Below are 12,486 nucleotides of genomic sequence, written 5' to 3' on the forward strand. Positions count from 1 at the left end.
AGTTTTATGGGAGAAATCGCGCTGGAGGGCATGGAGTTCTTCGCCTTCCATGGTTTTTATGACGAGGAGCAGAAGATTGGCAACAAGTACGGCGTAGACCTCTACATTCAAACCGACTTGCACGCCGCCGCCGCCTCAGATAACCTGGAAGCGACCGTGAACTATGAGAAGCTTTACAAGCTAGTGCTCCATGAAATGAGCCTTCCGGCCCGCCTTCTAGAACACCTGGGTCACCGCATCATTGAAGGCGTCTTGCAGGAGTTTCCGTTTGTGCAGCAGGTGAAGGTGAGTGTCTCCAAGTTCAACCCCCCGCTGGGTGGTATCTGCCACAAAGCCAAAGTAACACTGGAGAAGCGCCAAAGCCAGTAATATAGCCAAGACTGTTTTGAGCCTGTTTTTCTGAAAACAGCTCTAAAACGCAGAATAGAAAAAGCCTCACCTATTAAAGGTGAGGCTTTTTTGTTGGGGTTGCATGTAAATTAGGTGGAAATTCGAGAGTCATTAAAGCGTGAGTTAACAATCCTTTCTAGCGAACTTTCCTCTCTTAGCCGTAGGGGAAAGGTCGCGACCTGTCCGGTGCGGTTCTGCCAGTAGCCCCGATGCTATATGTAGGTCCTTACAGGTAGAACTGGTATTCTGGTTGTTGGTGAGAACACCAACAACGGCGAACGGATTTGTTCTGAGCTTTCCTCCAATCTCCAAATCTAACCTACTCTCTAGACCAGCGGCCGCGTCCTTTGCCTCGTTTCTGCTCTTTCTCTATATCCTCCTCCAGCTGTTCCTGCCAGTCTTTTTTCTTCTTGTCCTTCCGTTTAAACAGATCCTTCAGCTTTTTGCCGCTTTTCTTGAAGAATTCATCTATGCCTCCGTCATCCTGCGGAATTTCTTCGGTATACACCGGCATGGGCGGCTGGAAAGGCGGACAGTTAAGATAACCCTGCAAATGAGGCGGCAATGGGGAGAAGTGGCTGTAAGCGTAGCGCCTGAAGTCCCGGTCTTTGGCCACGCGTTGGAAGAAATTCCCCCAGATAGGCAAAGCCGTGTTGGCGCCTCCGCCCTGATCCAGGTCCCGGAACCGGATGCGCCGGTCCTCGCCGCCTACCCAGGCCCCAGCCACCAGATCAGGGGTGAAGCCTATAAACCAACCATCAGCGTGCGACTGGGTGGTACCGGTCTTGCCGGCAATATCCATGTTTAGGTTGTAGTCGCGGCGCAGGCGTTTGCCGGTCCCTTCAGAGATCACGCTTTGCAGCATGGGCCTTAATAGGGCCGTGGCCTGGCTGGCCAGCACTTGGCGGCCTTCCCCGTTAGGGTTGGTTTGGTCCAACAACACTTTGCCGTTTCTATCCACTATGCGCAGCAGGTAGCGAGGTTTTACCTGGTAGCCGCCGTTGGCCATGGTGCCGTAAGCCGCCACCATCTCCAGGAGGCTGGCATCGGCGGTGCCTAGGGCCAATGATGGAGTGGCAGGCAGATCTCCGGTAATGCCCACGTTCTTCGCCAGTTGCACAATATTTGGGATGCCTACCTGCATGGCCACGTTCACCGCCACCACGTTCACGCTCTGCGCCAGCGCCCCCTGCATGGAGTAGGCGCCGCCGTACTGGTCATCTGAGTTCTTGGGCGACCAATTCTCATACTCGGGGAACACCAGGCGGTCATTGGCGAAGTAGGAGCAAGGCGCAATGCCCCGGTCCAGGGCCGCCGCAAATACTAACGGCTTAAAAGTAGAGCCTACCTGCCGGCGCGACCGCACGTGGTCATACTGGAAGAAATTGTGATTAATGCCTCCCACCCAGGCCCTAACGTAGCCACTGCGCGGTTCCATGGCCACAAAACCCGCGTTGAGATAGCGCAAATAGTGACGCAAGGAGTCCATGGGGCTGATAGTACGGGAAACCGCGCCGCGCCACCTGAAAATCTCCATGGGCCGGGGAGTGTTAAAAATCTTATCTATCTCCCGGTCACTTAGCCCCGCCGCTTTGTGGCGCTTGTACCGTAGGGATCGTTCCTTGGCGCCTTTCAGGATATCGGGCTGGCCCGCCAAAGGAGAGCTTTTGCCCCAGTGTTTGTCAAAGTCCAGCTGCAAGGCGAACATACGTTGCTTGAGGGCCTGCTCAGCGTGGCGCTGCAGGCGGCTGTCTATGGTGGTGTAAATCTTGAGGCCGTCTTTGTAGAGATTGTAAGGTTCGCCCTCGCGGTTTTCCTGTTGGGCTGCCCATTTGGTCAGTTCGCCGCGTAGTTGCTCCCGGAAATAGGTGGCCAGGCCGCTGTGGTGGGAGTAAGGGTTGTAGCGCAGCTTGAGCGGTTGGCCCTGCAAGCGGGTTTTCTGTTCTGGGGTCAGGTAGTTGTATTTGGCCATCTGGGCCAGTACCACGTTCCGCCTTTGGCGGGCGCGCTCCGGGTTTATTCGGGGGTTGTAGGTGGTGGTGGCCTTGAGCATGCCAATAAGGGTGGCGGCTTCCTCGGTCTTAAGCGAGTCTGCTGAGGTATTGAAAAAGCGACGGGCCGCCGATTCAATGCCATACACGTTACCGCCCATGGGCACGGTGTTCAGGTAAAGCGTCAGGATTTCCTCTTTGGTGTAAATGGCCTCAAAACGGCGGGCCAGAATCACTTCGCGCATCTTGTTCACAGGCATAGACAAAAAGCCCAGGCTTTTGCGCGGGAACAGGTTCTTGGCCAGCTGCTGGCTGAGCGTGCTTCCGCCGCCGGAGCTTTCTTCCTGCATTAAAAGGCTTTTGATGAACACCCGGGCCAGGCTTCGGTAATCCACGCCGTCATGCTCGTAGAAGCGCGCATCTTCAGTGGCTATGAGGGCATCTATGGCGGGCTTGGCAATGTCCTGGAACTTGACGTTGGTCCGGTCCTGGATAAAATAGCGGCCAATAAGCACGCTGTCGGCGGTATAGACCTCAGAGGGCATGTCATTCTGCACGTCTTTGAGCTGGCGCTTGGTGGGCAGCCAGCCAAACAACCCGAAATAAACCGACAGGTAAAACAGGAACAGCACCAGCAACACCGCCATCACGACCTTGCCCAGGACACGCAGCCAGCCCTTCCGGTCCAGCGACCGCCAGTAGGTCACGGTAAACTTAGGCGCATGCCGTGCGCGCCACCGCTGCCAGTGGGTATTGATCCAATCAGAGAAGCTCCCGAAGTAAGAATTAAAAAAGGGCATGCGCTAAGAACGTATAAACAGAGGCAAAGGCTATGCTTACCCAAAGGATACTGGTTAGGTTGCATCGTTTTGGGCCCGTTTTTACTAAAATGGCCGTAAAACAGGAAGACGCAAGCATAGCAAGTAACCAGAAACCAACAGGAAGCAAGCGCTCAAGTATGGCCTAAACGCCAGCCGGTGCCAGGGAAGTATACGCTGTTTTGAGCCTGTTTTCGTGAAAACAAGCCCGAAACGCAAACCACCGCCAGTAAATAAACCAGTGGCAAAAGGCATGCTGCCGCGAAGTGAATCCTTAACTAGAAAAGAAGTATGACCCAGGCGAAGAAGTTTAAATTAAGTGTATTGGACCAATCGCCGGTGAGGGCGGGCGGGACGGCAGAGCAGGCACTGCAGGAAACTTTGCAACTGGCGCAGTTGGCAGACCGCCTGGGCTACACCCGCTTCTGGGTCTCTGAGCACCACAATACGTTGGGTCTGGCCGGCCCGGCGCCCGAGGTACTGATTCCGCATTTGGCGGCCCACACGAAACATTTGCGCATTGGCTCGGGTGGCGTGATGCTGCCCCATTATAGCGCGCTGAAGGTGGCCGAGAATTTCCGGTTGCTGGAAGCCCTATACCCTAACCGCATTGACCTGGGCATTGGCCGGGCTCCCGGCACCGACCGCCGAACTGCCGCCCTGCTCAACCCTTACAACCAGTTCAACGAGCAAGACTTTGTGGACCAGCTCATGGACCTGGACCGCTATCTGCAGGATGGCCTTAACGGGGAAGAGGCCGGCAACGTAAAAGTGACTCCCCGGTCGGCCACCATGCCCGAGCGCTGGCTGCTCAGCTCCAGCGGGCAGAGCGGCGTATTTGCGGCCCACTTCGGAATGGGATTTTCCTTTGCGCACTTCATTAATCCTAACGGCGGCCCCGAGATGATGCACGCCTACCAGACCCGCTTCAGCCCCTCGGCGCTGCTCAAAAAGCCGGCCGGCAACTGCGGGATCTTTGTCCTATGCGCCGATACCCAAGAAAAGGCCGAGGAACTGCAGCTCTCCATGGACATGCTCATGCTGCACATCCGGCAAGGCAAAGCCGGCGGGGTACCATCTTTAGAAACGGCTAAAGCCTTTTATGAAGATTTGGCCCCCGATGAACTGGCCCAGGTGCAATACAACCGCCAGCGCATGGTAGTAGGCACACCAGAAACCGTCAAAGCAAAACTAGATGCCTTGGCAGAGGCCTATAATGTAGACGAGATTGTAGTAGTCACCATCACCTATGACTTTCAGGACCGCCTGCGCAGTTATGAATTATTGGCAGAGGCGTATGAGTTGAAAGGGAATCCTGAGGTTTGAGTATGTTTTGTGTTTTAAGCCCGTTTTCTGGAAAACAGCCTCAAAACTAATCTTCCGCCATTGTTGGGGCTGGTAGGAATTTTTAGCAGACTCAGGACTCAGAACTCAAGACTCAGAACTATTTGTAACCAATTCCTGCAACTTAATGGCATTGAAAGGGGCGTGGCTGCCAATGTCATTGTCAAAATACACATACACGTCTTTCCCTTCCCAGGCCCAGGTGCGGCAATGGGTGGCCCAGTTCTGAAGGGCTTCTTCTGAATAACTGCCGGCATATTTGCCCTCTGGGCCGTGCAGCCGGATATAGACAAAATCTGACGTAACTTCTATAGGCGATTGGTGGCCGGCCAGATCATAGATACAGAAGGCGTGGTTATGTTCCTGCAGCAGTTTGTAAACCTCCTCGTGGTACCAGGTGGGGTCCCTGAACTCAAAGGTATAGCGGTGGTAGGACGGCAGGGCCTTCAGGAAATCCTGAAAGCGGTCCAGGTTCAGGCGCCAGGCCGGAGGTAACTGGAACAGAATGGGGCCCAGTTTCTCTTTTAGTTCCTGTGCGTTACCCAACAACAGCGAAAGGCCCTGCTGCGGGTCTTTGAGTTTCTTCATGTGCGTGATGTAGCGGCTGGCCTTCACGGCAAAAAGGAAGTCTTTGGGCACGCTGGCGTACCAGGCCGCGAAGGTCTCGGCAGTGGGTAATCTGTAAAATGAGTTGTTGATCTCTACCGTCTTGAAATACCGCAGGTAGTACTCTGTGAATTGCTTGGAGGCAATGCCCGCCGGGTAGAAATTGCCCTTCCAGTGGTTGTAATGCCAGCCCGAGGTGCCTATATAAAATTGTCCTTTTTCTTCCATCGCCTAGTTTATACCAGCCAGCGGGGAAGGAGGTTTGGGTAAGCAACGCGTTTTGAGCCTGTTTTTAGGAAAACGGCCTTAAAACAGCCCCACGTCACCTGTTCAGAAAGCGGTAAAAAATATACCCTCCAATCGCGTACAGCACCACGTCCCAAAAGTCTGATGTGTACCGGGGCAGGAACAGCGGGAAGAAAATTTCAAAAGCCAGGGCCACAAACGCCACTGCAAAGGCCACCTGGTATTTAGTGAACCGAACGGCGGGGCCAAAGAGCGCTCGCATGAAAAAGAGGGAAACGGTGAGGATAAGGGGCAAGCAAAGGAGGTCATCCAGGTAATGCCGTACCCAAAAAGCCCTGGGAAAAGAAAGCCAGGCCCAAAGGCGGTGCCCCAGATACATGGCAGCCAAAACCCAGAAGAGAGGCGTAAAGGTGGCCCACTTTAGCCGGCCAGCAGCGCGATGAGCCATAAAATAAAGGACATGATGGCCACAAACGCAATCTGAAAACTAAGCCCAATCCCTTTGTAGAATTTGGTAAAGGCAGAATCTTGCGGGTTTATCTGAATGAAGTCTACGGTAAACCGGGTGCTTTCCTCTGATTTGCGTTGTGCCTGGGCCTTTAAGCGTTCCACGGCGGTGGGGTCCAGCAGTTGGTGGCAATGCTCACACGTGTCTGTGGGATTCCTTTGCCAGACAGACCATTGGGCACAGTGGGGGCATTTCTTGCTGGCTTTCATGGGGGCAAGTTACGCAAATGCTTCTAATTGGGCCTCCAATGGCGGGGAAAGGATGCTGAGGATGAGTTCAATAAGGGTGGGGTTGGCCAGCGGTTCCTGGTGCATAAGGGTGACCAGACCATTTACATCGCCGGCTGCGTTCAGGAGGGGTGCCCCAAAATAACTGTCAATGCCATAAAGGCTCAAGTACTCATCTGTAGGGAAAAGGGATTGGGTCTCCCTGGGGAAATAGCAGATCTCGTGTTTCTGGACTAGCTCACAAGGAGTGCCTGCCAGGGAATAGGTGATCTGCTCAAAGGTTAAGGTACCGTCTACGAGCAGTCCCAGGCTGGTCATTTGCTCTGGTTGTGGTCCTTTGCGGCTGACCAAAATAAATTTGGCCTGTGAATGCTGGTATAGAAAAAGCAGTACGTCCCTTATAAAAGTAGGCTGGTAGTTTTGCTCGGCCAGCGCTACGGCGGTATCTAAAATATTCTTCTCCTCGGCTGACCAGGTAACCTCCAACTTTGAATTCAATAACTCTACCATCGTCCTCTTCCTATAATTTCCCAAGATGTAGCAAAGTTCGTGCCTTTTGTAATATTCTACAAAAAGCATATGAATAAATTTAGTTTGCTACTGTAAGAGTAACGTTGTTAGGGGTTTTAATATTGGAAGACCGGGCACAAGATTATACGAAAGGCCTGCAGAACCCGGGTATTTTTTATCTTTGCCCAAACCCTTGCCACCGTGTATAAAGAACTCCTAAGACCGCTGCTTTTCAAACTTGACCCAGAAAAGGTCCACCACCTTACCACCACCGCATTAAAAAGTGGTTACCAGTTGCCACTGGCCAAGTCTATCAGCCGTAGCCTGTTTCAGGTCACGGACCAGCGGCTGGAGCGCAATGTATTTGGGTTGACCTTCCCCAACCCCGTGGGGCTGGCCGCCGGCTTTGACAAAGACGCTCGCATGATTGATGAGTTCGCGGAGCTGGGTTTCGGGTTTATTGAGATTGGCACGCTTACGCCCAAGGCCCAGGAAGGCAATCCTAAACCACGGTTGTTCCGATTACCGCAAGACGGCGCCATCATCAACCGCATGGGCTTCAACAATGAGGGCGTAGACAAAGCTGTAGAACGACTGCGCGCGCGCAAAAGTAACGTGATCGTAGGCGGCAACATCGGCAAGAATAAGGTCACGCCCAATGAGCAGGCCCTGCAGGATTACCTGTACTGTTTTGACGCGCTCTATGACGTGGTAGATTATTTCGTGGTGAACGTAAGCTCGCCCAACACGCCAGACCTGCGGGCCCTGCAGGAGAAAGAACCGCTGCTGGACCTGTTAAGCAACCTGCAACACCGCAACCAGGGCAAACCCAAACCCAAACCGCTCCTCCTGAAGATCGCCCCAGACCTGAACCAGGCGCAATTAGATGACATTGTGGAAATAGCCGTGCAGACCCAGCTCTCAGGCGTCATTGCCACCAACACCACTATCAGTAGGGCCGGTCTCACCACTTCCTCGGAGCGCATTACCCAGATGGGAGCCGGCGGCCTAAGCGGCAAGCCTTTGACCCATCCTTCTACGGAGGTGGTACGCTACCTGCGCCAGCAACTGCCAGAATCTGTTAGGCTGGTAGGGGTAGGAGGAATAATGACGCCCCAAGATGCGCTGGACAAGCTTTCGGCGGGGGCCGATTTAGTGCAATTGTACACTGGTTTCATTTATGAGGGGCCTGGTTTGATTAAACAGATTAACCAGCGTCTGCTTAGGTAAATACTATATTTTATAAACCATATACAGCCAAAATGTTCAAGACTTATTGAACGGAAAAGTGTAGATTTGAAGTTTGGAGACAGCATGGCAACGAACACATATAAACGGGAAGTAGCGACTGGTCCGCGGCCAAAGAACACGCCCCGCCCGCAGAATGAACCGAAGGGAAGAACCGAGACAAAAGCCCCCAAAGAGCCCAAGGCACCGAGGAAACCCTTCAAGACTCCGCAACTATCTTTCACCTTTTTCAAAGACCGACGGCTGCAGCTGTTCATCGGGTTTTTCTTCCTGCTGTCTTCGCTGTACCTGACCATTGCCTTTGTCTCGTTCCTGTTCACCGGGGCCGCAGACCAGAGCATTGTGGAATCTGTGACTACCGAGGATGTGAAAGCCGCCGGGCTGGAGTCTGAGAACTGGCTAGGTCTGTTTGGCGCCTGGGTGTCAGATTACTTCATTAACCGTTGGTTTGGAGTGGCCTCCTTCTTTTTTGTACCCATCATTTTTTACATAGGCTACCGGATTGTGTTCCGGCGCACCACCATCACCTTCTCGTCAGTGATGACTCTTTGCCTTTTCGGGCTGCTGTGGGGCTGCGTGACTGCCGGGTACTTGGTGCTCATGAACAGCTCGGCTGCTGAGTTTGGCTTTATGAGCGGGGCCATTGGCTATGAGTCTGCGCTGTGGCTCCAGAGCCTGCTGGGCTGGGGAACCGGCCTTCTGCTGGCCTTCGCGCTTATTGCCTTTGTGATGTTCTTCTTCAACATCACTACGCTCAACCGTCCGCGTATTGCCCGACCTTCTGCTGTTCCCGCTGTTGCCGCGGTTGACAGAGCTGAGTCTGGCGTGTACGCTTCACCGTCTATGGCGGGTATGAACCACCTCACCAACCCGTCTGGCACGTTTGCCACCCAGCAAGAGGAGGAGGAAGAGGAAACGGTGTATCCAGCGCCTTTCGCTTTGCAAAATCAGGAAGAGGAGCCAGAGGAAGAAGAGTTTTATGACGAGGACGAACTGCTGGAAGAAGAGGAAGAGCAGGAAGACGAGCTGTTTACCGTTAATGAATTGCCCGTAACCCCTAGAGTAAGTACCCCTTCCTTAGCCCTGGAAGTTGAGCAAGACGAAGACGTGCTGCTGGAAGATGACTTTGTAGACGAGGAGGAAGAGGAAGTAGAATTGGCCATTGCCAAGGCTCCCCTGGAAGAGGAAGCCGATACCTTGGTAAGCGAGAACTATGACCCAACCCTGGACTTACCCCGCTACCAATACCCATCCATTGACTTGCTTACTGATTATGGGGTGGGCAAGGTGCAGGTAACCAAAGAAGAACTGGAAGCCAACAAAGACAAGATTGTAGAGACGCTGGGTAACTATAGCATTGGCATCGCCTCCATTAAAGCCACCATCGGGCCTACCGTGACTCTGTATGAGATCGTACCCGAAGCCGGCGTGCGTATCTCCAAGATCAAGAGTCTGGAAGATGATATTGCCCTGAGTTTGGCTGCCCTGGGTATCCGGATTATTGCCCCCATTCCGGGCAAGGGAACCATTGGTATTGAGGTGCCTAACAAGAAGAAGGAGATGGTGTCCATCAAATCCATCCTAAGCACTGAGAAGTTCATGAAGAGCGAGATGGAACTTCCTATCGCCTTCGGGAAGACCATCACCAATGAGGTGTTTATCACTGACTTAGCTAAAATGCCCCACTTGCTCATGGCAGGTGCTACGGGGCAGGGTAAATCTGTTGGTCTGAACGCTATTTTGACCTCTTTACTCTATAAGCGTCACCCCTCGCAACTCAAGTTTGTGCTGGTAGACCCTAAAAAGGTGGAGCTTTCTTTGTTCAACAAGATTGAGCGCCACTTCCTGGCCAAACTGCCAGATACCGACGAGGCCATCATCACCGATACCAAAAAAGTGGTGAACACGCTCAACTCCCTCTGTATGGAAATGGACCAGCGGTATGACTTATTGAAAGACGCCGGTTGCCGGAACCTCAAAGAGTACAACCTCAAGTTTGTAGAGCGCCGCTTGAACCCCAAGAAGGGTCACAAGTTCATGCCCTACATTGTACTGGTGATTGATGAGTTAGCCGATTTGATGATGACGGCGGGTAAAGAAGTGGAAACGCCTATCGCGCGTCTGGCGCAGCTGGCCCGGGCCATTGGTATTCACTTGGTAGTGGCTACGCAACGTCCATCGGTAAACGTAATCACGGGTATCATCAAGGCCAACTTCCCAGCCCGTATTTCCTTTAAGGTAACGTCTAAGATTGACTCCCGTACCATTCTGGATACCGGCGGCGCCGATCAGTTGATTGGCCAGGGCGATATGTTATTCTCGTTGGGCTCAGACCTGATACGGGTACAGTGCGCGTTCGTAGATACTCCAGAGGTGGACCGCATCTGTGATTTCATTGGCGAACAACAAGGCTATTCAGATGCCTATCTGTTACCTGAGTTTGTAGGCGATGAAAGCGGCAACGATAAAGCCGAATTTGACCCGAGTAACAAAGACGCCATGTTTGAAGAGGCCGCCCGTATTGTGGTCACGCACCAGCAAGGCAGTACCTCTTTGTTACAACGCCGCCTGAAACTGGGCTATAACCGCGCCGGTCGTTTGATTGACCAACTGGAGGCCGCGGGCGTGGTGGGTCCGTTTGAGGGAAGCAAGGCCCGTGAAGTTTTAATTCCAGATGAATACAGTTTGGAACAGTTATTGAATAACATGCAACCATAATGACCAATGTTTGCATTTCATTCAAATAAATAAGAACCCATGAAACGACTATTCTCCCTTCTGCTTGCCTTTTTGATGGTGGCGTCTATTGTCCAGGCCCAGAATACCCAAAAAGACCCGCAGGCCCAGAAGATTCTGGATGCCATGAGCAAGAAGTACCAGGCCATGAACGCCTTTAAAGTTTCTTTTACCCAAACGCTGGAAAGCCCTTCCACCAAGGTAAAGGAGTCTATCAACGGCGACATTACCGTGTCTGGCAATAAATTCAGGTTGGCGGTGGCTGGCCAGGAAATCATCAACAACGGCGCCACTATTTGGACATTCATGAAGAAGGAAAACGAGGTGACCATCTCAGACTTTGACCCTTCAGAGCAGGAAATGACGCCCAACCAGATTTACACGCTTTACCAGAAAGGCTACCGCTACGTGTATGCCGGTGAAGAAAAAGAAGGCGGTGAAGCGGTACACGTGGTAGACCTGACCCCAGATGACCGCGACAACCAGGTGTTTAAGGTGAGGTTGCACATCAGCAAAAAAGATAACTCCATCAAATCCTGGAAGATGTTCCGCAAAAACGGAAACCGCTATACTTACGCCGTGAAGAAGTTTACCCCTAATCCTCCCTTGGAGAACAACTTCTTCGCGTTTGACAAGAGCAAGCACAAAGGAGTAAAAGTGGTAGACCTGCGGTAAAGGCAACTAGCTCTTCAAAAACAGAAAGGCCCTCGCTGGAAAGTGGGGGCCTTTCTGTTTTAGGCCTGTTTTTGCAAAACAGGCCTAAAACAGAAAAATGGATATCGGTTTCCTGACACGTAAAAGGGTGGAGGTCCTTTTGCCTACGGTTCCTGATCTGTAAGTCCGCATACTGAGAAATGCCTTCTAAAAGTCACTGCGTTTTTTAGCCGTTTTCAACAAAACAGGGTAAAAACAGGTTAGATTTGTGGCACCGCTACCAGATACCATTTTCCATGACCAGAGACCAGTTATTTGAGCAGATTCAGCGCAAGCGCTCTTACCTTTGCATAGGGTTAGATACAGATTTGAAGAAAATTCCGCCGCACCTCTTGCAATTTGAAGACCCCATCTTTGAGTTTAACCGCCAGATCATAGAAGCCACCCAAGACCTGTGTGTGGCCTACAAACCCAACATAGCGTTTTATGAGGCCCACGGGCCCAAAGGCTGGGTAAGCCTGGACCGAACGCTGTCTGTGATCCCCGAGGATATTTTTGCCATAGCTGATGCCAAGCGCGGCGACATAGGCAATACCTCTGACCTGTACGCCCGGGCCTTTTTTGAGGAAATGGATTTTGATTCCCTTACGGTGGCCCCTTACATGGGCGTAGATTCCGTAACACCGTTCCTGCAGTTCCCTAATAAATGGGTAATTCTGTTGGCGCTTACCTCTAACCCCGGCCATGATGATTTCCAGCTGTTGAGTGTGGTGTCTGAGGGGAAATCTTATTTCCTGTTTGAGAAAGTACTCAAAGACAGCCAGAAATGGGGATCTCCCGATAATATGATGTACGTGATTGGCGCCACCCGCCACGACTATATTGAGCGGGTGCGCGAGATAGCCCCTGACCATTTCCTGCTGGTGCCCGGCGTGGGCGCCCAGGGCGGAAGCCTGGAGGAAATCTCCCGCTACGGCATGAACCGCCAGTGTGGTCTGTTGGTGAATTCGGCCCGCCAGATCATCTATGCCTCCCAGGGCGAGGATTTCGCGGAAAAAGCCCGCGCCGCCGCCCTACAAGTGCAGCAGGAGATGGAGCGGTACCTTCACGAGTACCTGCCTGCCTAGAAGTAACCGTAGCCTGCGGTAACAGCGTTTTGAGCCTGTTTTTCAGAAAACGGCCTTAAAACAGAAACAGCCTTTCCCGGT

At 52.6% G+C, this 12,486-nt stretch carries 11 protein-coding genes; 6 read left to right on the top strand and 5 right to left on the bottom strand.

Going from position 1 to position 12,486, the window contains the following annotated elements; translation table 11 throughout:
• Nucleotides 1-6 precede the first annotated feature (6 nt).
• On the top strand, nt 7-369 hold the full coding sequence (gene folB, locus ACYVJQ_RS16780) for a dihydroneopterin aldolase (protein ID WP_460894263.1): 363 nt from the start codon (nt 7-9) through the stop codon (nt 367-369).
• A 340-nt stretch (nt 370-709) separates the two neighbouring features.
• On the opposite strand, the gene ACYVJQ_RS16785 is transcribed toward folB, so the two are convergent.
• Nucleotides 710-3,181: a penicillin-binding protein 1A gene (locus tag ACYVJQ_RS16785; RefSeq protein WP_460894264.1), complete on the bottom strand. Its 2,472-nt coding sequence runs from the start codon at nt 3,179-3,181 to the stop codon at nt 710-712.
• Nucleotides 3,182-3,490: 309 nt separating this feature from the next.
• On the opposite strand from ACYVJQ_RS16785, the gene ACYVJQ_RS16790 reads away from it, so the two are divergent.
• Entirely contained in the window at nt 3,491-4,525 is a 1,035-nt protein-coding gene (locus tag ACYVJQ_RS16790) for an LLM class flavin-dependent oxidoreductase (RefSeq protein WP_460894265.1), read from the top strand.
• A 105-nt stretch (nt 4,526-4,630) separates the two neighbouring features.
• Here the strand turns inward: ACYVJQ_RS16790 and ACYVJQ_RS16795 are convergent, their stop codons facing one another.
• The 4 genes from ACYVJQ_RS16795 to ACYVJQ_RS16810 all read right to left on the bottom strand — a co-directional run bounded on the left by ACYVJQ_RS16795 (nt 4,631) and on the right by ACYVJQ_RS16810 (nt 6,640).
• Nucleotides 4,631-5,377: a DUF72 domain-containing protein gene (locus ACYVJQ_RS16795; protein ID WP_460894266.1), complete on the bottom strand. Its 747-nt coding sequence runs from the start codon at nt 5,375-5,377 to the stop codon at nt 4,631-4,633.
• Between the two features lie 94 nt (nt 5,378-5,471).
• The gene (locus tag ACYVJQ_RS16800) at nt 5,472-5,843 is read right to left on the bottom strand and encodes a magnesium citrate secondary transporter (protein WP_460894267.1); all 372 of its coding nucleotides are present in this window, start codon (nt 5,841-5,843) and stop codon (nt 5,472-5,474) included.
• Complete coding sequence (locus ACYVJQ_RS16805) at nt 5,816-6,112, bottom strand: hypothetical protein (RefSeq protein WP_460894268.1); 297 nt, start codon at nt 6,110-6,112, stop codon at nt 5,816-5,818. The genes ACYVJQ_RS16800 and ACYVJQ_RS16805 overlap by 28 nt, the downstream gene beginning before the upstream one ends.
• A 9-nt stretch (nt 6,113-6,121) precedes the next feature.
• Nucleotides 6,122-6,640, bottom strand: coding sequence for a hypothetical protein (locus ACYVJQ_RS16810; RefSeq protein WP_460894269.1), 519 nt, complete (start codon nt 6,638-6,640; stop codon nt 6,122-6,124).
• Nucleotides 6,641-6,841: 201 nt separating this feature from the next.
• Between ACYVJQ_RS16810 and ACYVJQ_RS16815 the strand changes: the two genes are divergently transcribed.
• The 4 genes from ACYVJQ_RS16815 to pyrF all read left to right on the top strand — a co-directional run bounded on the left by ACYVJQ_RS16815 (nt 6,842) and on the right by pyrF (nt 12,405).
• Nucleotides 6,842-7,870 (top strand): quinone-dependent dihydroorotate dehydrogenase, encoded by a 1,029-nt coding sequence (locus ACYVJQ_RS16815; RefSeq protein ID WP_460894270.1) that lies wholly within the window; start codon nt 6,842-6,844, stop codon nt 7,868-7,870.
• A gap of 84 nt (nt 7,871-7,954) precedes the next feature.
• Complete coding sequence (locus ACYVJQ_RS16820) at nt 7,955-10,606, top strand: FtsK/SpoIIIE family DNA translocase (RefSeq protein WP_460894271.1); 2,652 nt, start codon at nt 7,955-7,957, stop codon at nt 10,604-10,606.
• 39 nt (nt 10,607-10,645) lie between these two features.
• A complete protein-coding gene (locus ACYVJQ_RS16825; protein ID WP_460894272.1) occupies nt 10,646-11,299 on the top strand; it encodes a LolA family protein in 654 nt (217 codons plus the stop codon).
• Between the two features lie 275 nt (nt 11,300-11,574).
• Entirely contained in the window at nt 11,575-12,405 is an 831-nt protein-coding gene (pyrF, locus tag ACYVJQ_RS16830) for an orotidine-5'-phosphate decarboxylase (protein WP_460894273.1), read from the top strand.
• Nucleotides 12,406-12,486: the final 81 nt, after the last annotated feature.

This window comes from Rufibacter soli, assembly GCF_054781795.1.

What these genes read in the sequence shown, in the direction of transcription:
- ACYVJQ_RS16795 (WP_460894266.1), bottom strand. Translation starts at nt 5,377, where the DNA reads ATGGAAGAAAAAGGACAATTTTATATAGGCACCTCGGGCTGGCATTAC.
- ACYVJQ_RS16825 (WP_460894272.1), top strand. Translation starts at nt 10,646, where the DNA reads ATGAAACGACTATTCTCCCTTCTGCTTGCCTTTTTGATGGTGGCGTCT.
- ACYVJQ_RS16810 (WP_460894269.1), bottom strand. Translation starts at nt 6,640, where the DNA reads ATGGTAGAGTTATTGAATTCAAAGTTGGAGGTTACCTGGTCAGCCGAG.
- pyrF (WP_460894273.1), top strand. Translation starts at nt 11,575, where the DNA reads ATGACCAGAGACCAGTTATTTGAGCAGATTCAGCGCAAGCGCTCTTAC.
- ACYVJQ_RS16785 (WP_460894264.1), bottom strand. Translation starts at nt 3,181, where the DNA reads ATGCCCTTTTTTAATTCTTACTTCGGGAGCTTCTCTGATTGGATCAAT.
- ACYVJQ_RS16800 (WP_460894267.1), bottom strand. Translation starts at nt 5,843, where the DNA reads ATGGCTCATCGCGCTGCTGGCCGGCTAAAGTGGGCCACCTTTACGCCT.
- ACYVJQ_RS16805 (WP_460894268.1), bottom strand. Translation starts at nt 6,112, where the DNA reads ATGAAAGCCAGCAAGAAATGCCCCCACTGTGCCCAATGGTCTGTCTGG.
- ACYVJQ_RS16790 (WP_460894265.1), top strand. Translation starts at nt 3,491, where the DNA reads ATGACCCAGGCGAAGAAGTTTAAATTAAGTGTATTGGACCAATCGCCG.
- ACYVJQ_RS16820 (WP_460894271.1), top strand. Translation starts at nt 7,955, where the DNA reads ATGGCAACGAACACATATAAACGGGAAGTAGCGACTGGTCCGCGGCCA.
- folB (WP_460894263.1), top strand. Translation starts at nt 7, where the DNA reads ATGGGAGAAATCGCGCTGGAGGGCATGGAGTTCTTCGCCTTCCATGGT.